The sequence below is a fragment of the Paenibacillus sp. OAE614 genome (assembly GCF_040546645.1).
GTDB classification, from domain to species: domain Bacteria; phylum Bacillota; class Bacilli; order Paenibacillales; family Paenibacillaceae; genus Paenibacillus_AQ; species Paenibacillus_AQ favisporus.
The window spans coordinates 6,367,580-6,388,333 of record NZ_JBEPOD010000001.1; the positions used below are offsets into that span (position 1 = coordinate 6,367,580).

At 54.6% G+C, this 20,754-nt stretch carries 22 protein-coding genes and 1 pseudogene; all 23 read right to left on the minus strand.

Going from position 1 to position 20,754, the window contains the following annotated elements:
• Window positions 1–9: 9 nt before the first annotated feature.
• The 23 genes and pseudogenes from ABIE48_RS29265 to ABIE48_RS29375 all read right to left on the minus strand — a co-directional run bounded on the left by ABIE48_RS29265 (window position 10) and on the right by ABIE48_RS29375 (window position 20,582).
• Complete coding sequence (locus tag ABIE48_RS29265; RefSeq protein WP_116232885.1) at window positions 10–945, minus strand: ABC transporter ATP-binding protein; 936 nt, start codon at window positions 943–945, stop codon at window positions 10–12.
• Between the two features lie 190 nt (window positions 946–1,135).
• Window positions 1,136–2,242, minus strand: a complete 1,107-nt coding sequence (locus tag ABIE48_RS29270; protein ID WP_192716020.1) for a sensor histidine kinase — start codon at window positions 2,240–2,242, stop codon at window positions 1,136–1,138.
• A 12-nt stretch (window positions 2,243–2,254) separates the two neighbouring features.
• Window positions 2,255–3,067, minus strand: a complete 813-nt coding sequence (locus ABIE48_RS29275; RefSeq protein ID WP_192716021.1) for a response regulator — start codon at window positions 3,065–3,067, stop codon at window positions 2,255–2,257.
• A gap of 105 nt (window positions 3,068–3,172) precedes the next feature.
• Window positions 3,173–4,000 (minus strand): undecaprenyl-diphosphate phosphatase, encoded by an 828-nt coding sequence (locus ABIE48_RS29280; protein WP_186326103.1) that lies wholly within the window; start codon window positions 3,998–4,000, stop codon window positions 3,173–3,175.
• Window positions 4,001–4,031: 31 nt separating this feature from the next.
• Window positions 4,032–4,652, minus strand: a complete 621-nt coding sequence (locus ABIE48_RS29285) for a DedA family protein (protein ID WP_105445766.1) — start codon at window positions 4,650–4,652, stop codon at window positions 4,032–4,034.
• A 38-nt stretch (window positions 4,653–4,690) separates the two neighbouring features.
• The gene (locus ABIE48_RS29290; protein WP_192716022.1) at window positions 4,691–6,640 is read right to left on the minus strand and encodes an ABC transporter permease; all 1,950 of its coding nucleotides are present in this window, start codon (window positions 6,638–6,640) and stop codon (window positions 4,691–4,693) included.
• Window positions 6,615–7,385 (minus strand): ABC transporter ATP-binding protein, encoded by a 771-nt coding sequence (locus tag ABIE48_RS29295; protein ID WP_145026987.1) that lies wholly within the window; start codon window positions 7,383–7,385, stop codon window positions 6,615–6,617. The genes ABIE48_RS29290 and ABIE48_RS29295 overlap by 26 nt, the downstream gene beginning before the upstream one ends.
• A 91-nt stretch (window positions 7,386–7,476) precedes the next feature.
• Window positions 7,477–8,466, minus strand: a complete 990-nt coding sequence (locus tag ABIE48_RS29300) for a sensor histidine kinase (protein ID WP_145026989.1) — start codon at window positions 8,464–8,466, stop codon at window positions 7,477–7,479.
• Window positions 8,463–9,164: a response regulator transcription factor gene (locus ABIE48_RS29305; protein ID WP_076172731.1), complete on the minus strand. Its 702-nt coding sequence runs from the start codon at window positions 9,162–9,164 to the stop codon at window positions 8,463–8,465. The genes ABIE48_RS29300 and ABIE48_RS29305 overlap by 4 nt, the downstream gene beginning before the upstream one ends.
• A gap of 321 nt (window positions 9,165–9,485) precedes the next feature.
• The gene (sda, locus tag ABIE48_RS29310; RefSeq protein ID WP_145026991.1) at window positions 9,486–9,692 is read right to left on the minus strand and encodes a sporulation histidine kinase inhibitor Sda; all 207 of its coding nucleotides are present in this window, start codon (window positions 9,690–9,692) and stop codon (window positions 9,486–9,488) included.
• A 230-nt stretch (window positions 9,693–9,922) separates the two neighbouring features.
• The gene (locus ABIE48_RS29315; RefSeq protein ID WP_192716023.1) at window positions 9,923–11,137 is read right to left on the minus strand and encodes a M24 family metallopeptidase; all 1,215 of its coding nucleotides are present in this window, start codon (window positions 11,135–11,137) and stop codon (window positions 9,923–9,925) included.
• A gap of 85 nt (window positions 11,138–11,222) precedes the next feature.
• Entirely contained in the window at window positions 11,223–11,975 is a 753-nt protein-coding gene (locus ABIE48_RS29320; RefSeq protein WP_105445771.1) for an amino acid ABC transporter ATP-binding protein, read from the minus strand.
• A 13-nt stretch (window positions 11,976–11,988) separates the two neighbouring features.
• On the minus strand, window positions 11,989–12,633 hold the full coding sequence (locus ABIE48_RS29325) for an amino acid ABC transporter permease (protein ID WP_076172728.1): 645 nt from the start codon (window positions 12,631–12,633) through the stop codon (window positions 11,989–11,991).
• Window positions 12,634–12,668: 35 nt separating this feature from the next.
• Window positions 12,669–13,532 carry a transporter substrate-binding domain-containing protein gene (locus tag ABIE48_RS29330; RefSeq protein ID WP_145026993.1) on the minus strand — a complete coding sequence of 288 codons (864 nt, stop codon included), beginning with the start codon at window positions 13,530–13,532 and terminating at the stop codon, window positions 12,669–12,671.
• 123 nt (window positions 13,533–13,655) lie between these two features.
• Window positions 13,656–14,300, minus strand: a complete 645-nt coding sequence (locus ABIE48_RS29335) for a TetR/AcrR family transcriptional regulator (protein ID WP_105445773.1) — start codon at window positions 14,298–14,300, stop codon at window positions 13,656–13,658.
• A gap of 155 nt (window positions 14,301–14,455) precedes the next feature.
• A complete protein-coding gene (locus ABIE48_RS29340; RefSeq protein ID WP_163880297.1) occupies window positions 14,456–14,833 on the minus strand; it encodes a LytTR family transcriptional regulator in 378 nt (125 codons plus the stop codon).
• A gap of 19 nt (window positions 14,834–14,852) precedes the next feature.
• Window positions 14,853–14,993 (minus strand): AgrD family cyclic lactone autoinducer peptide, encoded by a 141-nt coding sequence (locus tag ABIE48_RS29345; RefSeq protein ID WP_089549203.1) that lies wholly within the window; start codon window positions 14,991–14,993, stop codon window positions 14,853–14,855.
• Window positions 14,971–15,519, minus strand: a complete 549-nt coding sequence (locus ABIE48_RS29350) for an accessory gene regulator ArgB-like protein (RefSeq protein WP_354520197.1) — start codon at window positions 15,517–15,519, stop codon at window positions 14,971–14,973. Before ABIE48_RS29350 ends, ABIE48_RS29345 begins: the two co-directional genes overlap by 23 nt.
• Complete coding sequence (locus tag ABIE48_RS29355) at window positions 15,509–16,138, minus strand: hypothetical protein (RefSeq protein WP_145026995.1); 630 nt, start codon at window positions 16,136–16,138, stop codon at window positions 15,509–15,511. The genes ABIE48_RS29350 and ABIE48_RS29355 overlap by 11 nt, the downstream gene beginning before the upstream one ends.
• A 271-nt stretch (window positions 16,139–16,409) precedes the next feature.
• Window positions 16,410–16,616 (minus strand): hypothetical protein, encoded by a 207-nt coding sequence (locus tag ABIE48_RS29360; RefSeq protein ID WP_145026996.1) that lies wholly within the window; start codon window positions 16,614–16,616, stop codon window positions 16,410–16,412.
• A 279-nt stretch (window positions 16,617–16,895) separates the two neighbouring features.
• The gene (locus ABIE48_RS29365; protein WP_076172723.1) at window positions 16,896–17,741 is read right to left on the minus strand and encodes a sugar ABC transporter permease; all 846 of its coding nucleotides are present in this window, start codon (window positions 17,739–17,741) and stop codon (window positions 16,896–16,898) included.
• Window positions 17,738–19,040, minus strand: a pseudogene (locus ABIE48_RS29370) (carbohydrate ABC transporter permease). Before ABIE48_RS29370 ends, ABIE48_RS29365 begins: the two are co-directional and overlap by 4 nt.
• Before the next feature lie 228 nt (window positions 19,041–19,268).
• Entirely contained in the window at window positions 19,269–20,582 is a 1,314-nt protein-coding gene (locus ABIE48_RS29375; RefSeq protein WP_483312700.1) for a sugar ABC transporter substrate-binding protein, read from the minus strand.
• Window positions 20,583–20,754 lie beyond the last annotated feature (172 nt).

Genomic DNA, 20,754 nt, shown 5'->3' on the forward strand with positions numbered 1-20,754 from the left:
CTTAAGCGATTAATCCCGTAAATTTCTTCCGGTCAAGGTCAGAAACACCGTCTCCAGATTGGGCTCCTTCTCTTCCACCGAGCGGATTTCCATCCCGTCATCCATGAGCTGCTTCAGAATCCGGTTCAGGTTGTCGACCGCCGCGTCGCTGTGAATCCGGATCACGTTCTCTTCCTGCAGCACCGTCCGCACGCCTGGGATCGCTTTGAGCGCCCCTGCTGCCGCAGGCTGCGCCGATTTCACTTCGATGCGGATGTCTTTCACGTCGGTAATCGTTGACTTCAGCTGCTCCTTCGTGCCCTCGGCGATGATTTTGCCATGATCCACAATGGCGATCCGCGAGCAGATTTCCTCGACTTCTTCCATATAGTGACTCGTATAAATAATCGTGCAGCCCGATTCATTCAAATTCCGCACCGAGGTCAGGATATAGTTCCGCGACTGGGGATCGATGCCGACCGTTGGCTCATCCATAATAATAAGCTTCGGCTTATGAGCGATCGCGCAGGCGATGTTCAAGCGCCGCTTCATTCCGCCTGAGAAGTTCTTCGGCAGGCTCTTCGCCTTGTCGCTGAGGCCGACAAATTCGAGAGCTTCCTCCGTCCGTTCTTTGAGCTGGGTGCCGCGCAGACCGTACAATCCGGCAAAGAAGCTCACGTTTTCATACGCCGTCATATCTTCATAGATCGCCAGATCCTGCGGCACGATGCCCAGGTTCAGCTTGGCGAACCGGCTCTGCTTCGTGATGTCACGGTCCAAAATCCGGATTTCCCCGCTGCTCGGGCGCAGCAGTGAGGATACCATATTGATCGTTGTGCTTTTGCCGGCGCCGTTGGCCCCGAGAAAACCGAAGATTTCCCCTTCCCTTACCGTCAGCGACATATTGTCCACGGCGACGAATTCGCCGAATTTTTTGGTCAGCCCCCGAATATCGAGCACGTTCATTTCATCCCACTCCGTTTCGTTGTCCTTTTAACAGATCGACAGGGCGGCATGCATCTCGCCCGCTCCATCTGTCTTGATGCTCTTATCTTAATAAAAAAGGATGACCTTATGTCAGTGCATAAGTTCATCCTTGATCCATGAGAAAATTCATGTCTTTGCCGTGGGGGCATAACCTGTCATATGAAATTTATCATTTCTTGCCGTACGGAATCAGCGTGGTGACCGTGAAGCCCTGGGAGCCGTCGGCGATGACTGTACCGTCCACGGATGCCGTCCGCTCTTCCATGCCGATCAGGCCCAGGCCTTTGACGATCTTGGACGAGCCTTGGCCGTTATCGGAGACGACCGCTTTGATGAAGCGGTTCAGCACGCGGATTTCCACATGCACCGCCGTAGCCCCGGAATACTTGGCGCTGTTGGTCAGCGCCTCGGTCACATTTTCATAGATGATCTTCCATTGGAGAGGGGTGATGATTTCCATGTTCCCGTCATGAACGACAGAGGTCATCATCCCCGTTTTGCCGCTAAAGGCTTCAACCGCCGTTTTCAGGCGGCTCAGTCCGAGCTGTTCCACTGGGGGTTTGTTGTTCTTCAGCGTGAGGCGGATTTCCTCGATGGCTTCCTTCGAGATGCCGATGGCGTTCTGGAGGAGATTCTCCGCGGTATGGGGGTCGCTGTGCAGCAGCCGCTTGGCGGCCTCCATCTGGATCAGGGCCCCGGTCATGGCATGCCCGATCCCGTCGTGAATCTGCTGGGTTAACCGGCTGCGTTCCTCCAGCTTCACCATATATTCCGAGGCCTTGGCGAAGTCCCTGTTTTCGTTCAAGCTCCGGGCCAGGCGGTGCATATCCTTGCGTATCAGCTCATTTTCATCTTCCTGGCGGACGATCCTGCCCATATACTGCCGGACCAGCACATAATTGAAATAGCTCAGCGCGGCCGCGAACATATACAGAACCATCATCGAATCCCGCAGGAAGATCAGCGGGATCAGGATGACGAGGAGCACGATCCCGTTCTTCCGGGGATAAAACGAAGCCAGCTCATAACACCCGAAGGGCAGCAGCAGCGCGAAAAACGGATGGTACACCGCACATCCGATCAAAAACAGCTCGATCAGCACGATGGCGCCCTGCTTCAGCCGGCTGCCCTTCACGATATGGAGCATCAGATTCAGCGCCGAGTAAATGAGAAACAGCAGCACGATCCACGGGTCCGGTTGGGCTGCTGTAAAATAGGTGGCGATCACGACAAAGAGCAGCAGTATCGTTTTGTTGCCGACGGTCCACAGTTCCATACAATCCGCCGCCTACCGGACCTTGCCGGTCAAATAATAGATGGCGATCTGGGTGCGGTGCGACAGCGCCGTTTTGTTCAGGATCGATGTAATATAATTGGCCGTCGTCCCTTCCGAAATAAACAGCTCTTTGGATATTTCCTTGTTGGACAGCCCCTGGGCGATCAGGGACATCACTTCCAGCTCGCGCTCGGTGAATACGCTGCGGTCAAACGGGCAATCGGAAGACGTGTCTCCTTTAGCCTGCGCCGCCGATGCCGCCGATGCCCCCGCTGTTCCCCGGCCAGATGCACTCCCCGCGGTCGCAGACGCTCCTTTCCCGCCAGCCTCCTGCATACCCGACTGCTGGGCTCCTCCATGTTCCTGATTGGCGCCTGTTTCCGTCCGTCTCCCTTGGGCCGCAGGCAGTCCGTCCATCACCGACTTCAGTTTATCCAGCACCACGTCCTGCAGCACGTTATTACCGCTGTGCACGCTCTTGATCGCATCCCGGATGCGCTCGGGGTCATTGTTCTTCAGCAGATACCCTTTGGCGCCGTAACGGATCGCATCCAGAATGTATTCGTCGTCATCAAAGGTCGTCAGGATCAGCGGCTTGGTTCCAGTCTCTTCGGTCAATATTCTGGTCGCTTCCACCCCGTTCATATTCGGCATCCGCACATCCAGGAGCGCCACGTCCACCTCGTGAGTCCGGCAGTAGTCCACCGCTTCCTGCCCATCGTTCACCGTAGCCAGCACCTCAAACTCCCCGAACGTATTCAGGATGATCTTCATTCCTTCCCGGATAAACGAGTTATCATCCGCAATCAGCACTCTAATTTTCATGCCAGGCCTCCTTGTCGAACCTATTGTACCTGATGGCCGGCCTGGATTGGAAGGAGTTTCTAAGCGGCAAAAAAAGCCCCTCTGCGAGGGGCTTATAACGAATCGTTACCATATGACGAGAAAAATGATGGCGGCCAGCACGATCCGGTACACGGCGAACGGTACCAGCTTGATTCGGTTGATGAGCTTCAGGAAGAAGCGGATGGCGATCAGCGCCACGATAAACGAGCTGATAAAGCCTGCCGCGAAGAACGGCATCATATCCATCGTAAAATACTCCCAGTTCTTCAGCAGGGTCAACCCACTGGCACCGAGCATGACCGGCACGGCCATAATGAACGTAAAGTCGGAAGCCGCCCGGTAGCTCATACCCATCAGAACCCCGCCGGAAATGGTGGAACCGGAGCGGGAAAATCCCGGCCACAGGGACAGGCACTGAACTAGTCCGATGCCAAAGGCCTGCCCGTATGTAATCTGGTCCACCGTCTCGGTCTTCGGACGCTTCGGCCGCCATACGTCGGCTGCGATCATCAGGAGCGCCCCGATGACGAGCCCGATCAACACTGTCCGGGTCGAAAACAAATACTCGTCAATATAATCGTTAAACAGAAGCCAGAGAACGGTCGCCGGAATGAGGCCGACAATGACCTGGGTCAGCTTCAGGCGTCCCTGCGCCCGGCTGCCTCCTGTCTCCGGCTTCCTTCTTCGCAGGCCGAGCAGATCGAGAAACCGGCTCCAGAACACGACGACCACAGCCAGGATCGAGCCCAGCTGAATGACGACTTTAAAGGTATTGGCTACGGGCGAAGCCAGAAACTCCCCGGTCTTCAGCCACATATCGTCCACGATAATCATATGCCCAGTCGATGATACCGGGGCGAACTCCGTCAATCCTTCGACGATCCCGAGGATCACCGCTTTAATGATTTCCATCAAATCCAAAACGTTTCACAACTCCTTCAGTTTACTTTTCAACCCGCATTCCCCGCGCGCGGCGGAGGTACAGGAACAGCACGCATACAATAACCAGACCGATCACGGCGTATGCGGCATGCGAATACACGTCCATATAGTGCAAAATGCTCTCCCAGGAATCTCCCAGGGCCGCCCCCAAGTACACGAGCACCGTGTTCCATATCAGCGTTCCGACGGTGGTAAAGAGCAGAAACAGACCGAACTTCATCCGGGCCATCCCGGCCGGAATCGAGATCAGGGACCGCACGAGCGGAATCATCCGGCAGAAGAACACTGTAAAGTAGCCGTAACGGCTGAACCACTTCTCCGACTTGGCGATATCGGAGGATTTGACCCGCAGGATGCGGCCCCATTTGGCCACGATCCGCTCCAGGCGGTTCACATCCAGCAGCAGGCCGATGCCGTACAGAATGACCGCTCCGATCACGGAGCCGACTGTAGCCGCCGCGATGACGCCCGGGATGGTCAGATGCGATTTCGTTGTCATAAAGCCCCCGAACGTAAGGATCAGCTCCGACGGAATCGGGGGAAATATATTTTCAAGGGCAATAATGAGCGCAATACCGACATAGCCGAACTGTTCCACGACGCTGGTAATCCACTGCTCCACGGAATTCCCTCCCATACGGTTTATAGTGAAGCCCTGCGTTAAATCAGGGTCTTTCTTACGTTCCGCAAATAGTTGTAACGGATGAAGAAAAAATACGCCACCTGGGCCGTAACGAAGCACGCCAGCACCGCCCCCATTTCCCAAGCGATGGAGAGATAATAGAAGCTTTGCAGCGCCATAAAAGCGAAAATACTGTGCAGAGCGGCTAGTAATATCGGCACGAAAAAGAGCATCGCAAGCTGTCCGGTCACGATCCGGTTCAGCTCCCGGTCCGTCAGTCCCATCTTGGCGATCGTGTCGTATTGGCGCCGGTCGTAGTCCAGGTCCGCATAGAGGCGGAAATACAGGAAGCTGCCCGCCGCGATAAAAAACACCGTCCCCACCAGCAGCGCTGCGAACAGCATCGCCCGGTAAGACGTCATTTGCGTCACATACAGCGTGCCGCTCACCGTTATCGCGTACGGCTGTCCGGCGTCATACCGGACTTCGCCGCGCGGTGCGAGCCGCTCTCCAAGGCCCAGCGTACGCTCGAAGTCGTCCACGTAGAATCCGGTATACAGGTCCACTGACACGGGAGACGTCAGACGGTCAAACAGGCGGTCGCTGACCACGAGGCCGCTGAAGTCACCCTCCCGCTTCCACTTCATCTCCCGCAGGACATGCTCAGGCACGGGGACCCGGGATGTGTACCCGATCTCCCGGATTTGCAGCCTCTCTTCCGCCAGCGTATAGACCTCCATCTCCCGGATCCGGGTGTAGGTACGGTCGCGCTCGGAACTGATCATCACCAGGGCGTCAATGCCTTCCAGCGGCTTCTCCAGGTCGCTGTCCCCGGCGGCTTCCACCGCCTGCTTGTAGCTGGAATAAGAGATGACCGGAAGCAGCGCGCTGTCCCCTTCGCCGGCTGGCAGGCCGACCTGGATGTTTTTGACCGGAAAGCTGACGATCGCTGGACTGAGCCCCTTCGCACGAAGTTCGTCCTCAAGCTGCTGCACATGCTGCGCTTCCAGAGAATTTCCGCCCTTGGACAGATAGCTGACCGCCGCCGGGTAGTCCTCCCGGAACTGGCCGGAGAGCGTATTAATGGAAGCAAACACGCCGACCGCACAGAACGAAACAGTCGAAATGATCGTCACCATGAACAGCATGTTCGCGTTGTCTTTGAGCCGGTACGCCAGATTCGAGACCGTCACGATATTCGTCTTTTTCCAGAAAAAGAGCCTCCGCTTCTGCAGCAGCCGGACGACCCATACGCCAAGCTGGGTGTACAGGAAATACGTGCCGGCGATGGTCATAATGACGACCGGAAGCATGCGGATGTAGATCGTATTCACCGTGGTCGTCGCGGCCAGCGCATAGGATGCAAGCAGCAGCACGGCCGCCAGCAGCGACTGGATGCCGGACGTCCGCGGTGGCGTCTTCGGCCTTTGCCCGGACTGAAACAGCTCGATGAGCGTCCGGTTTCGGAGCATGACGGAGGTGCAGACCGAAATCAGCAGGAACAGCAGCACGAATGCGCCCGCCGTCAGCGCCAGCGCCTGCCAGGGCAGGTAAAACGGAATCGGCGCCATCCCGAAGGAACGGGAGCCGATCATCAAAAAGAGCTTGCCTGTGATAAGGCCGGCGGCCATACCGGTCAGGATGGCCCCGAGGCCGATCAGCATGTTCTCCATCAGGACCATCCGGTTCAACTGTCCCTTGGTCATCCCGTGCATCAGCAGGATTCCGATCTCCCGCTTCCGCGAGGTCAGAAAGGAGCCTACCGAATACAGCACGAAGAAAAAAGAGAACAGATACATGATGCATTCGGCCGTGATCATCGTCTGCATCACGATCGGATAGATCAGCTGCCCGCGGATATAGGGGCTGAACAGGAACAGGGCGCAGATGAAGAAGATCATGACCGAGAAGGCGCTGCTGAGAAAATAAGCTGCGTAGGTCCGCTTGCTGCGGGCGACGTTTCTATAAACGAACTGTAGAAAGGACACGGCTGTCTCCCCCCAGCAGCGACAGCATGTCGATGATTTTCTGGAAAAACGCCTGCCGGTTGCTGCCCTGATAGATTTCGTTATAGAATTTGCCATCCTTGATAAAAATGACCCGATGGCAGAAGCTCGCCGCGACCGGATCATGGGTCACCATCAGCACCGTCGCCTGCTCCTGCCGGTTCATCTGATCCAGCGTCTCCATGACGTCCTTGGACGCCTTGGAGTCGAGATTGCCCGTCGGCTCATCCGCCAGAATCAGCGAAGGCCGGTGGATCAGCGCACGTGCGATGGCCGTCCGCTGCATCTGTCCCCCCGAAATCTCGTAGGTGCGCTTGTCCAGAATCCCGCGAATGCCGAGCTTCTCCGCCACTTCCTCCAGCCTGCGCTCCATCTCCTGTACGGGCACGCCGTCCAGCGACAGGGACAGCACGATGTTCTCCCCGACACTTAAGGTATCGAGCAGGTTGAAGTGCTGGAACACGAAGCCCAGCTCGCGCCTGCGGAACAGCGCGGTCTGTTTGCGGCTCAACTGATGCGGGTTGGTCCCGTTAATCCAGACTTCGCCGGCCGTCGGCTCGTCGATGGTCGCAATCACGTTGAGCAGCGTAGTCTTGCCGCTCCCCGAGGGGCCCATCACACCCACGAATTCGCCGGCGGACACCGCGAACTGGATATGGTCGAGCGCCTGCAGCGGTACGCGGCCTTCATAGATTTTTGACAAATGCTTCACTTCCAGAATCGTCACGTGCTCCAGGCTCCTCCGCTTTGATTTCCTGTCATAGGCTTATTATAGGCTGTGCCTGCTTCAGCCTGCCATCGCGCAACATTACACTAGCTTACACATTTGTAAGCTTGAATTTGATCCGGACGGTCGTTCCCCGTCCTTCCTCCGATTCGATCTCGACGCCGTGTCCCATGCGGCTGCAAATCTGCTGGACCAGGTACAGTCCCATCCCGGTCGATTCCTGGTACAACCGGCCGTTCTCGCCGGTAAAATACGGGTCGAACACGCGCGGCAGATCCCCCTGCGGAATGCCGATGCCCTCGTCCTGGATGTCCAGAACCGCCTCGCTGCCGCTTTGGTATCCGCGGAACCGGATTTGCCGGTGCTCCTCCCCTGCGGAATACCGGACCGCGTTCGTGACCAGCTGGGTCATGACAAAGGACAGCCACTTCTCGTCTGAAGTAATCCGAAGCGGCCGTTCGAACTCGATAACAGGAAAGATGCGGCTCCGTATAAACAGCCGGCGCTGTGAGGACGTCACTGAACGCACCACCTGCTCCAGATCCAGCTCTTCCACATAAAAGTCTTTTTCGAACGTGTCGAGCCGGGCGGTGTACAGCACCATGTCCAGCCCCTTCCGGAGCCGGTCGAGCTCATCGCCGATCGCGGTGAACTCCGGCTTGTCCTGATGCTGAATGATCAGATGGATGACCGACACAGGCGTCTTCATCTGATGCACCCACTGGTTGATGAATTGAATATGGGAATCGAGCTTGTGCTTATACTGCTGCAGCTCGGTTTGATAGCGGCGGTACTGCCCCTTGATCAGACGGTGCAGGCTCAGGGACAAGGGAGTCTGCTGCTTGTTGTTCAGCAGCTCTTCCGTCGTCGGGGACGGCGCGGACAGCCGAGCATAGAAGGTCCGGTTGCGCCAGTACCGGATCAGGAGGTACCCGGCGAACAGGAAGCTGCTGAGCAGGGCCGCATATAGGCTGACCTCGGCGTTCCGGTACCCGTCCAGCCGGTACACCAGCGTGATGAGAAATAATTGCAGAATATAAAGGGCGATAAGCGGGGCTTGGTCTCTCAGATACAGCTTCATGCTTCGTCCTCCCAGTTTGGAAGCAGCCGGTAACCTTGGCCCCTGACGGTCTGGACGGCATCCTGCACGCCGAGCCCTGACAGTTTTTTGCGGACGCGGGTGACGTAAACGTTCAGGGTGTTGTCATCCACGAACGACTGGTCGTCCCAGATCCGGTCCAGCAGCCGGTCGCGGCTGACGACCTGCTCCTGGCGGGTGAGGAGTTCCTCTAATATTTTAGCTTCGGTATGGCTGAGCTCCACCTTTTGCCCGTTCAAGGTCAGAGAGAGCCGGTCCACGTCCAGCGTAAGCCCTGAGACCGTGACGGACCGCGTCTGCTGGGATGCGGCATAAGAACCGTACGCTCGGCGAAGCTGGCTGCTGATTTTGGCCACGGCGATTTCATAATCGAACGGCTTGGTCAAATAATCGTCCGCCCCGTTTTCCAGCGCCATCACCTGGTCCATCTTGCCCTCCCGGGCCGATATGAAAATAATCGGGCATGTCGACAGGCCTCGAATTTGCCGGCACCAATAGTATCCGTCGTATTTCGGCAAATTGATGTCGAGCAGCACCAGGTGAGGATCGTAGCTCCGGAAGTCGCTCAGAACCGCAGCGAAATCCGTCACAGAACGCGTGTCATATTCGAATTTATGCAAATGCTCCTCCAGCAGGCTGACAAGCTTCTTGTCATCTTCGACAATGAAAATTTTAAACATGACGAAAAATCTCCTTTGGAAAAGTAAAGGTGTCTTCTCACTCCTTTGGTATTGTACCATGTCCAGCCTGCCGGGCCGAATTCCAGACTGGAATGCCATAAAAAAGGAGCTGCAGCCCCAAAGGGCGCAGCTCCTTGTCTCAAACGATCCAATTGCATACATTCACTGAAAGCAGACCGCTTGCAGCGAAAATCTTGTTACCGAATATGGAATGGTCCAGCATCGCTGAGGCCTTTATTCTCTTCAGTCAGGTGCTCAACCGGTGAGCCCGAAGCAAGTGCTGCATCGGCGCTCTCATGGGTCTCATGACGACTCTCCCGATCATGCAAAGTACATTTCAGCTGCATCGAGCTCGCGGCTTCCGGATGCCTGATAATTCTCCTGAAGAAGAACACCGTCCTCATCCTGCAGCTCGATTCCCCGGCGCTGCAGCTCCGACATCAGCAGGGCCAGAAATTCCCGATCCAGTTCCAACTGCTTGGCCAGCATCACGCATTCCAGCAGCTGTTCATCAGACAAGATTTGCATTTCAATCCCCCCGATCTTCCAAGGTTCCCTAAGAATCCTGGAGATCTTCCAGGAGGAAAGGAACCCTTAATGATGAGTAACCGATTTTGCGAGGAAAATGGGCTTACCCTATTTAAAACCAAGTCAGCCGGTTTGTAAACGCACTTTCATCGGGATGAATGTTTTCCAGAAAAAAATAATTCGTCAAATTTATCCCTAATCAGACAAAACTTTACTTCCATTACGCTTAATTACAAAGATACCAAATCCGTGCTTAAACGGTTCAGCCGCTCCACGCCGTTCTCCGTAATCAGAAGCATATCCTCAATCATGATGGCTCCAATCCCGTAGCCGTAGTAAGGCGTCTCGATGCAAACGACCATGTTCGGCTCAAAAACCGCCGTCTCGGACGGGCTGATGAACGGCCCTTCCTCCGCGGCAAGGCTCAGCCCTGCGCTATGCCCCAGATGGCCCCGGTTGTACTGGCTCAGCCCCGCCGCACGGATGACGCTCATCCCCTCTTGGAATGCCACCTTCATTGGCATCCCCGGCTCGATCGTCTGCAGCAGGCGGTCATGCCCGCGCCGGAGGGCCTCATAGATCCGCTTCGTGACATCCGTAGGCTCGCCCAGCACGAAGGTGCGGGCGATGTCCGAGCCGTAGCCGGCCACCTCGACGCCTACGTCAAACTTGATCACATCCCCCGGCTGGCTTGGCCGGGTATCAAACACTTGTACAGGGGCAAAGTGGTCCCCGACCGAAATCATATGGAACCGCGGCGTCGATCCGTCCGGATTCCGCATCAGCGATCTCCGGAACGCATCCACGATCCCTGCGGCAGAAACGCCCGGCTCGATTTCGCGGACCGCGTACTCGACGCCCGCTTCCGCATAGGCGCATGCCCTGCGCAGCTGCTGAATTTCCCACGGCGTCTTGATCGCCCGAAGCCGCGTGAAGATCGGCCCCGCCTCGGCCAGCTCGGAAATGTCCGGGCAAGCCTTGCGCAGCGCCATCACGGAAGAATGCCGCATCAAATCCAGCTCGGCCGCAATTCGCCCCCGTGAGATGCCGTACTCCTCCAGCACCTGCTGAAGGACGCCGAACATCTCCTCCGCCTGCGGGGACACCGGCCGCTTCCCTTGATAGCTGCCGCCTTTCAAATGAAGCGGATCATCAACGTCCACCCACGTAGGATAGGTGCGAACCTCATACCGCTCAGAATCCCCGGCAAACCCGGCGGCTTCGAAATCGTTCATAATGATGACTGCCTTCCGACCGGGATCGCGGAAATGAACCGCCAGCCCAACCTCACTCATGCGCAGGGTATACATAAAGGCACTCTGATGCCCTGAGAGATAATAAAAATTTTCGCTGCTGGTCGCGACCAGCGCGTCGATATTTTCACTGTCCATGATCCGCCGTACCCGCTCCGAAATCATGTCTAGATGCTGCTGATGATCATTCATGCTGTGCTTCAACTCCTTCGGATCAGGCTGTCCTGTCTCCGTATTTCCGTTCTTAAGTCCGTGTCTCATCGTTTATATCCCAGCCTTATACCGGCTCCTGCGCCATCTGGCGAAGGAACTTGCGCGCCCGTTCCGTCTTCGGTCCGGCAAAGAAATGCTCCGGCGCCCCTTCTTCCTGAATGATGCCTTCGCTCATAAACACGATCCGATTCGCCACTTCCTGCGCGAACTTCATCTCATGCGTTACGACGACCATCGTCATTCCTTCTTCCGCCAGCTGCCGCATCACCTGCAGCACCTCGCCGGTCAGCTCCGGATCCAGCGCCGATGTCGGCTCGTCGAACAGCATGATCTTCGGCTCCATCGCCAAAGCGCGGGCGATCGCCACCCGCTGCTGCTGCCCGCCGGACAGCCGCGAAGGATACTCGTCCCTCTTCTCCGCCAGGCCTACCTTGCCAAGCAGCTTTTCGGCAATGTCAACCGCCTGTTCCTTCGGCATATTTTTCACCGTCATCGGGGCCATGATCACATTGTCCAGGACGGTGAGATGAGGGAACAGGTTGAACGACTGAAACACCATGCCCGTCAGGCTGCGCAGCTCGTGAACCGCCTTTTTTCGCTCTTTGGCGCGCATCGCAGCTTCGATGTGGACACTGTCGATGCGGACCGAGCCGGCATCAGCCTGCTCCAGACCGTTCAGGCACCGGAGCAAGGTACTCTTGCCCGAGCCGCTGGGACCCAGGAGCACCACGATTTCGCCCTGCCGAATATTCAGGCTCACATCCTTCAGAACCGATAGCGATCCGAAGCTTTTGCTTAAATGGCTGACTTCGATCATGCCTTCTCCCTCCTTAATAAGCCTTGGACAGCTTCCGCTCAATGACGTTCAAAATCGCCGAAAAGCCTGTGCTCATCACCCAGTACATGACGGCGATAGCAAGGTAGAACGGCATCGCCACGTAATACTGCGCGATCAGCAGCTGCGCCGAACGCAGCAACTCCGTCACCGTAACGATGGACACGAGCGACGTTTCCTTTAAGATCCCGATAAACGTGTTGCCCATCGGCGGAATCGCCGCCCGGGCCGCCTGGGGCAGAACGACCTTGCGCATCGTCTGCCATGGCGTCAGCCCCAGAGTCAGCGCCGCTTCGGTCTGCCCTTTATCCACGGACAGAATCGCACCGCGGAAAGTTTCAGACAAATAAGCGCCGATATTGATGCTAAGCGCAATATATGCTGCCGTCAGCGGCCCCAGGGTAATCCCATAATCGGGCAAGCCGAAATAAATGATGAAGATTTGCACGATAATCGGGGTTCCGCGGATGATGGACACATATACCCTGGCGATGCCGGCGATCAGCCGGTTTCCTTTTAACCGGGCGATGGCTGTGAACAGTCCGATAAACAACCCAAAAAACATGGAGACAATCGTGATGAGCAGGGTGTAGTAGGCTCCCGTAAACAGAAAACCCAAATTATCCATTACCAATTTCATTTAAAACGGCCTCCCACAGCTGTAAGACTCATAACTTAAAAGCTTGGATCGACGCCAAACCATTTTTGGTGGATTTCCTTCAGCGTTCCGTCGGTCTTCATTTCGTCCAGCGCTTTGTTGATCGCATCCAGCAGTTCCGGATTGTTCTTGCGCATCGCGACACCGGCATAATCGTCCTTGATGGAATCGCCGACCGCTTTGATCTTCAGATGGTTCTGGTCGATAAGAGGCTTCAGGGCGAACATGTTGTTGATCGTTGCGTCAATCCGGCCCGTGTTCAAATCCATCAGAGACGAAATGACGTCGTTGTATGTCGCGATTTCAAACTTGCCAACCTTCGGCATCGCTTCGTCGCGCAGGTATTTCTCGTCATTGGTGCCAAGTCCGACACCGATCTTCTTGCCTTTAAAATCGTCGATCGACTTGATCGTATCGTTGTCACTCTTCACGACCACATTTACGGAGTTCTTGATGTAAGGCTCCGAGAAGTCCATCGTTTTCTTCCGGTCATCCGTGATCGTCACCTGGCTGATCAGCACATCGTATTTCCCCTGCTGCAGCCCCTCGATCAGGCCCGAAAATTCGCCTGTAATGAACTCAGCCTCAACCCCGAGCTTCTTGGCGATCGCTTTGGCGATGTCGGCGTCGTATCCGTCTACTTCCTTCTTGTCGTTCAAGAAGTTATACGGGGCATACGTACCCATCAAACCTACCCTGATTTTTCCGTTCTTCTTGACCTGCTCAAGCAGATTGCCAGCCGACGAAGACGCCTGATTGCCGCTTCCTCCGGAAGCATTGCTGCCCGATGACGTCTGATCTTTGCCGCAGCCGGCCAGTACCAGAGCGATAACGGCGATCAGCGACAGCGACATAAATAGTGATTTGACTCTAAACTTCATTTCTATAATCCCCCTTAAAATATATAGATTGAACTAATGTTTTTATTGAACTTCCTAGTTATACGGCCCAATAGAGGCCTGTGTTATTCATTTCTTTAGTTCATTCTATATAGGTTGTAATATTTAACCCAGCAGCCCGCGGAACTCGAACCGGGCCGTTTCTTCGGCAATCTGCGATGCGGTGTATACCGGCTCGTAGTCCACGTCATGCAGCGGACCGAACAACCATTTGGTCAAAACGCCCGTGATGAGCGACACGAGAATGTTCACGCGCAGCGAAACGTCCGTAAACTGCGGCAGCATGCCCAACTCAATAGCGCGAAGCACATTTTTCTTAAAGGCCTCTTCAAACGCGATCCACACTTCTGATACCGCCGAACGGACCTTGGGATCAGCGCCCTGCCCCTTGATCAGCAGAAAGGCCATCAAATTCCGGTTTTCATTGGCAAACTCGAACAGGTTGGTCAGCAGGTTGGCTGAGGAATTCACCATGTCGTCTACAGATCCCGCATGCTTGCGGTATCCCTGTTCAATGACCTCGACCAGCTTGTCCCGACCGTTCTCCACCAAACGGATGGCCATCTGCTCCTTCCCGTCAAAATACCAGTAGAACGTCCCCTGCGAGACGCCGGCCGCCTTCACTACTTCCGATATCTTTGTATTATGGTAACCTTTGCGTGCAAACAGCTCGAGGGCGGCCTGCCTCAGCTCCTGCTCGCGCTGCGGTTCCTCATTAGTTTGCGATGGCAGAATCAGGACCCCTTTCATCACTTGACTGACGAGTCAGTTAATTTAATTCCGATGGGTTTACTATAGTATATGAAGCCTTTGGGGTCAAGCGTAATTTCTTCCTCGCGAGCAGCTCTGCGCCTTTTGAGAAGCGTTGAAGAAGCAAAAAAAAGAGCTGCTTAGCGCAGCTCCTTTCAGACGATCAATATTCCCGGGTTATAGGCTAATAGCTCCTCTTTAATCTTGTTGTACCTTTTAAACGCCATGGTGCAGCATTTGGAGCCTTTATGGATTTCTGGCTCAAAATACGCCTTCTTGTACACGCTGTCGATCAGCATAATCCTGTCCACGTTGACGAGGTTCCGGTCCACATTGCGGAACGTATACCCGCTCGCGCTCAGCATGCCGGACCAGTATTTGAGCGTGCCGTTCATATAAAACTGCTCTTCCATCGTATGAACGACAACCCGGTCTGCCGGAATGCTGAATTCCATGAACAAAATATCGTGTACCCGAAGATTGACGATGCCTGATTCCCCTTCAATATCTCGTGAAACCGTAAGATATTGCATCTGAATCAGCTCCTCCATTTCACTTCAGCAGCTCCTCTGGCGTCTCACCGCTGTAAATATACACAGGACTGGCAACACTTACGAGATACACAGCTACCAGCGTTAATGCCGAAGCAATGGCTGTGAATGTGCTGTGCTTAACTTTGCTGATCAGTGACATGGCGTTTCACCTCCTTTCGGTGGATCAGGCTGAGGGCTTGGACGAAGAAGACGACAGCAAGCGTCTGCGACTGGATCAGGACGTTGGCCAGTACAATGAGGACTCCGATCACCCGCAGCTTGGGATAATGCCTGCCCGGTATTCTGGATTGCTTTTCGATTTTGCACGGAGCAAATACAGCCACAAGCACCATGCTGAGAACGTTCAGTACCTGAACATAGAAGGCGGACAGCTCGATGAACGACACCAGGGTGAACAAGGCGGTGGTGACAAGCACGCACCATTCCCCGGTTTTCAGATGAATACCGCCCGTGAATTGGCGCAGCAACGCAAATCCGATCAGCGCTGTCGCCGCGCGGTCCATATGCCCTGTGAAGAACGCGATCAGCAGCGTGAGGGCGATAATCAACACCACGTTCAGAATGACGGCAATCGCATGTTTGAGGATGTTCACCGAGGATTTATGATCCGGAACCTGCCGCTTGATCCCTTCAGCGATCCGTACGGCGGCCGTTTCAATCAGCATGGATATCCTCCTCCTCCTTGCGGATGGTGTAATACAAAAAGAGGCCGAACGTGCAGGCGAAAAACAGAACGTTGATCCATACCTTGTTGTAATAGAAAATAAATTCCACCAAGACGAGCGTGACCATAATCAGCAGCACCAGCACGATGTGCTCTTTCTTGAAGCGCAGCCTTTCAAAGTCAAAGGCGAACCCGATGCCAAACTTGTACATGAGCCACGATACCCCAAGTCCCGTTAACGCCGAGACAACCTGTAAGCTGTAAGAGTTAACGTCCGTGGCGCTGGCTTCCTGAACCGATCCGAACAACCAGAGCACATAGACGGTCTGGATGAGCGCATACAGCGCATAACCCAGAATCGTGCAGATGGCCGACCAGGCCAGAGGAATCTTCATCACGGTCGTATACAGCAGAATGTAAATCAGAATCGTGATTAACGGTGCCGCAAATGCCAGCGACAGCTCGTCCCGCATAACATAGCTCTGCACATTCGCCAGCAGCGTGATACACAGAGTCTGCCACAAGTAATCCGAGGTTTTGAACCTAAACAGCGACATCGTCAGCGAATAGATCGCAAATGTCTCCAGCGTTGAAAAAAACATGAAGCCGAGAGCTTCCACCTAACTTCCTCCTACTACCGTACCATTCCTATGTTTGACTTTTCTTCCGTTATTCTCACGGTTCACAGGCGGCGGCCAGCATCCATACGCCGAGGGACTTCCCCGGTGCATTTCGCTTCCCTAATATATTTTATAATTTGGAATTTTTTACTTACTATAAACATACGACGTTGTCGATAAAAACGAAAGATGGAATTTTATGTTTTAGCGAATTTTTTTACGACATGTTCCCGGTTAAATCGACACAAACCCTATATATTTGAATACGCTTTCAAAAAAGGTGGTAGCTCACAGCTCTTGAGGCTGTATCATCCGGCAGCAAATCCACGTAATGCGCTCCGCACTCATCGCATCCCGCCGCCAGCCGGTGAGTGTGCATATAGTATCCGGTCTTCAGCACCTGTCTGGCCCGGTGTTCCTTCACGAGCTTGCCGCATCCCATACAGTAAATCCGGTCTTCGAAACATGATTGATTCATATTAGGTAAACTCCCTTCGATCTATTTCTTTTCACCTCTATAACATATACTTCATATGAATGCGAATCCCTCCCCATCCGGTACTTTTTATCCAAGGGAAACCTTTCCTGACTATACGTGAATTGGGCCCGGTACACTCTGGAGTTACAGCCAGCCTCCAAATAAAAAGGCACAGCCTGCATGCATGATGCGAAAGCTGTGCCTTTCTGTTTTTCTTTTGTTCAAAAAAACCAACCCGTCAGGGCAGAGCGCCCGTGGAGAGAAGCCTCCACACCCTGCTTACCCTTTGCTCGCTCCCGATGTTAAACCGTCTACCAGCAGGCGCTGCAGGAAAATAAAGAGGATCGTGATCGGCACCGCGATCAGAACCGCCCCGGCGGCGAAGGTGGTAAAGTTCGTATTCTGATTTGTGCTGACCATGTCGAACAATCCGACCGCCAGCGTCCAATTTTCTTTCGTCCGCAGCACGAGGCGAGCAAAGATGTAGTCCACCCATGGGCCGACGAACTGCGTCAGCGCCATATAGGTCAGCATCGGCCGGGACAGTGGCAGAATAATGCGGCTGAAAATCGTCCAGTTGCTCGCTCCGTCGATCTTTGCCGCCTCGTCCAGCGTCCGCGGGATCGTGTCAAGAAAGCCCTTGGCGATAAAGGTGCCGCCTAGCGGGGCTCCCGCCGCATACACGATAATTAGGGCAAGATGCGTATCCAGCAAATGCCACTCCTTCAGCAGCAGGTAAATCGCGATCATGCTCATGAATCCCGGGAACATGCCGAGGATGAGCACGGTCGACAAAGCCGTCTTGCGCCACTTGAAGCGAAAACGCGACACCGCATAGCTCGTGAGCAGGGTCAGGAAGACGCCGATGATCATCGAGCACACGGCGATTTTCAGGGTGTTCATGTACCACTGGCCGAACAAAATGCTGCTGGACGTAAACAGTTCCCGGTAATGGTCCAGCGTGAACGCTTCCGGAAGAAGCGTCTTGCTGTAGAGCGATTTCCCCGGGCGGAAGGAGCCGAGAATGACCCAGAGGGCCGGATAGATCGAGCCGATGGCCATGATGATGAGAATGATGTAGCTGACCGTTAGCCGAACTGCTTTTCTGCCTTGACGTCCGCTCATTGGATCATATCCTCCTCTTTAAATGATTTGGTCCGCCGGTAGTTGTAGATGGAGAATATGGCGATGATCAGGAAGATAATGATGCCGACGGCCGACGCCATATTGTATTTGTTCTGATCCAGCGTCAGTTTGTACAGCCAGGTCACGAGAAGGTCCGTCGCTCCCGCGTACTGATAGTCTCCGACCACCGGGTTCCCGTTTGTCAGCAGGAAAATCATGTTGAAAGTTGTTGATGTTTCCGGCAAACTGCATGATCAGTGTCGGTGCCGTCGAGAAGAGGATCATCGGCAGCGTAACGATGCGAAACTTCTGATACGCGCTTGCCCCGTCGACTTCAGCCGCTTCGTACATGTCCTTCGGAATGGTCGTGAGCACGCCCATGATCAGAATCATCGAGACCGGAATGCCCACCCACATGTTGACGAGAATAACCGTCACCTTGGCCCAGAACGGATCGGTCAGCCAAGGAAGGCCGCCGAGCCCGAAGTAGCCGAGGTACTGGTTGATCGGCCCGAACTGGCCGTTAAACATATTCCTCATGACGAGCAGCGAAATCAGCTGCGGAATGGCATAAGGGATAACCAGGATCGTCCGCCACATGCCCTTAAATTTGATGCCCTGCTGGTTGACCAAAAGCGCAACGAGCAGGCCGCCCAAATACGTGGTCGCCGTGGACAGAACAGCCCAGATAATGGTCCAAGTTAATACGCCGAAAAACGTATGGCTCCAGGTTTTCAGCGACACCAGATCTTTGAAGGTCTGGAATCCGACCCAGTCCACCAGCTTCGCCGGAGGGATATGGTTCGGTGCGGAATAGTTCGTAAAAGCCAGCATGATCATAAACAGGATCGGCATGATCGTAAAGAACAAGATGCCGAGCGCCGGCAGCGTCAAAAAGGCTTGGGCGAATTTATAATCCATCACGAATTTGACGGATTTGGCGAAACTGTTCGGGACTTGCCCGTTTTCGCGTTTGATCGCCGTATGGTACGCGTCTCTGACGTTCATGACATATACGACGATAAAGATCAGCAGAAACAGCAGCGTGATCAAGCTTTGAATCATGATAAAGATGGAGTGGTCGCCATCGATCCACTTGCCTTTCACGAGCAGACGCGGCGTATCCCCGAGCGACGTAATCCCCCAAATCGCTCTTCCCAAATTATTGATGAAGTAGTAAATACCAAAAGCCTCGATCAGCAGGAACAAGATGCCTTTGATCCATTGGCGGTTATAGATTTGTCCCAATCCCATGCTGATAATCGACAGTAAAGCGGCTTTGCCGCGGAGCCTGTTCATCGTATCCTCTTCTCCTCTCCCCGGGTCAACGGAAGCACCCCGGAGGGTACTGCTTCCAAGAAGACAGGCCGCGCTTTCCCGGCCCTGTTCCTTGGCGATACCGGCAGCCGAAGCGTCCGCGCTTTCAGCGGTACCGGTATGTCAGGGAATGACCCGCCGCGGTTGATGGCGGCGGGTCATACTTCCATTCATAACGTTTGCCTTACCTGACAGCGGTGCGTCGATGCCTTACTTGGTTGCGCCGTTGTTCAGATCTTTGATTTGCTGTGCCGCTTTATCCATCGCCGCCTTCGGATCCGCGTTGTTGTCCCAAATTTCAGGCAGCGCCGCATTCACCGGACTCCATACGTTGCCCATTTCCGGGATGGAAGGCATCGGCTGGGAGTTTTTCGTCTGCTCAGCAAACGCCGAAATGTACGGATCGTTTTTGATTTGATCGGATTCCAACGCCTCTTTGTTCGTCGGGATGGAACCAACCTTCGTGTTCAGCAGCAGCTGGGCGTCCTTGCTGGAGGCGAAGTTCGCGAACAGTTGGGCTGCATTCGGATACTGCGTAAAGGAGTTGACGTACCAAGCTTTGATGCCGGAGAACGAGATTGCCGCTTTGCCGCCGATCGTAGGGATCGGAGCTACGCCAAGGTTATCGCCCAGCGCCTGCTTGTAGCCGGCAAGCTCCCACGGACCGTTAATGTCCATCGCCACGTCACCCGCGTTGAACAAGCTGCGCTTGATGTCCGGCGAAATGTCGCCGCTCTTCACCGGAAGGATTTCCTTCAGCTGCACATAGGTTTTCAAGCCTTCGACCGCGCCTTCGCTGTTGAGGCCGATATCGTCTTTATCCGTACCGTCTTTACCGAAAATGTATCCGCCGGTCGTTGCGATAAACGGATAGTTGAAGTACATGTTGCCTGTTTCCCACATGATGCCGTATTTTTTCTTGGCTTTGTCGGTGAAGGTTTTGCCGAACGCAATGACGTCATCGAACGTCTTTGGCGCTTCCTTCACAAGGCTCTTGTTGTAGTACAGGGCGTACGTTTCGGCCGCTCTCGGGTACCCGTACAGCACGCCGTCATAGGTAACGCCTTGAATCGAGGCTTCCGTGTTGTTTTTCACCGTTTCGTCCTTGAACGCATCGTTGGCGAGCAGCAGTCCCGCTGCCGCGGCTCTGCCCAGGTTATCGTGAGGGAACATCACGATGTCGGCTGCAAGCCCAGACGGACCGTCCTGGGACAGCTTCGTTACCTGATCTGTTGCTGCTACCTCTTCAATCTTGACCGGTACGTTGTACTTTTCGGTAAACTGCTTGGCGATTTCATCCGTAAAAGAGCGCTCTTCTTTGGACTCCCATACGACGAGGGAAGCCCCTTCTTCCGGCTGAAGGCTGTCACCCGAAGCCGCAGTGTTATCCGACTGGCCGTCTGCAGCCGTTTCGGTTGTTGTCGTGGATGGAGTTTGCTCCTCCGCCTTGCTGCCGGAGCTGCCGCACGCTGTAATTGAGAATGCCATGGTCAACGTTGCAACCAGCGCCATAACCTTTTTCATCTTCATTCCAAAACGAACCCCTCTCTGATCATTTACTTCGTGACACTACTGCCTTGCTGACTCCCTGTAATACCTGCTGCCTTGCTGACTCCCATTCATGCCTGATACCTCGTCGATTCCAATGAATACCTGATACCTGCCTACTGATGCCCTGCCGACTCTCTTTGAGGAT

Bases quoted from the DNA above. Each gene is read 5' to 3' on its own strand.
- sda (WP_145026991.1), bottom strand. From the start codon at position 9,692: ATGCAAATCTTGTCTGATGAACAGCTGCTGGAATGCGTGATGCTGGCC.
- ABIE48_RS29365 (WP_076172723.1), bottom strand. From the start codon at position 17,741: ATGAGCGGACGTCAAGGCAGAAAAGCAGTTCGGCTAACGGTCAGCTAC.
- ABIE48_RS29265 (WP_116232885.1), bottom strand. From the start codon at position 945: ATGAACGTGCTCGATATTCGGGGGCTGACCAAAAAATTCGGCGAATTC.
- ABIE48_RS29315 (WP_192716023.1), bottom strand. From the start codon at position 11,137: ATGAATGATCATCAGCAGCATCTAGACATGATTTCGGAGCGGGTACGG.
- ABIE48_RS29350 (WP_354520197.1), bottom strand. From the start codon at position 15,519: ATGCTGATTGAAACGGCCGCCGTACGGATCGCTGAAGGGATCAAGCGG.
- ABIE48_RS29335 (WP_105445773.1), bottom strand. From the start codon at position 14,300: ATGAAAGGGGTCCTGATTCTGCCATCGCAAACTAATGAGGAACCGCAG.
- ABIE48_RS29300 (WP_145026989.1), bottom strand. From the start codon at position 8,466: ATGAAGCTGTATCTGAGAGACCAAGCCCCGCTTATCGCCCTTTATATT.
- ABIE48_RS29360 (WP_145026996.1), bottom strand. From the start codon at position 16,616: ATGAATCAATCATGTTTCGAAGACCGGATTTACTGTATGGGATGCGGC.
- ABIE48_RS29280 (WP_186326103.1), bottom strand. From the start codon at position 4,000: ATGGAAATCATTAAAGCGGTGATCCTCGGGATCGTCGAAGGATTGACG.
- ABIE48_RS29320 (WP_105445771.1), bottom strand. From the start codon at position 11,975: ATGATCGAAGTCAGCCATTTAAGCAAAAGCTTCGGATCGCTATCGGTT.
- ABIE48_RS29270 (WP_192716020.1), bottom strand. From the start codon at position 2,242: ATGGAACTGTGGACCGTCGGCAACAAAACGATACTGCTGCTCTTTGTC.
- ABIE48_RS29275 (WP_192716021.1), bottom strand. From the start codon at position 3,067: ATGAAAATTAGAGTGCTGATTGCGGATGATAACTCGTTTATCCGGGAA.
- ABIE48_RS29345 (WP_089549203.1), bottom strand. From the start codon at position 14,993: ATGTCACTGATCAGCAAAGTTAAGCACAGCACATTCACAGCCATTGCT.
- ABIE48_RS29330 (WP_145026993.1), bottom strand. From the start codon at position 13,532: ATGAAGTTTAGAGTCAAATCACTATTTATGTCGCTGTCGCTGATCGCC.
- ABIE48_RS29375 (WP_483312700.1), bottom strand. From the start codon at position 20,582: ATGAAAAAGGTTATGGCGCTGGTTGCAACGTTGACCATGGCATTCTCA.
- ABIE48_RS29340 (WP_163880297.1), bottom strand. From the start codon at position 14,833: ATGCAATATCTTACGGTTTCACGAGATATTGAAGGGGAATCAGGCATC.
- ABIE48_RS29325 (WP_076172728.1), bottom strand. From the start codon at position 12,633: ATGAAATTGGTAATGGATAATTTGGGTTTTCTGTTTACGGGAGCCTAC.
- ABIE48_RS29305 (WP_076172731.1), bottom strand. From the start codon at position 9,164: ATGTTTAAAATTTTCATTGTCGAAGATGACAAGAAGCTTGTCAGCCTG.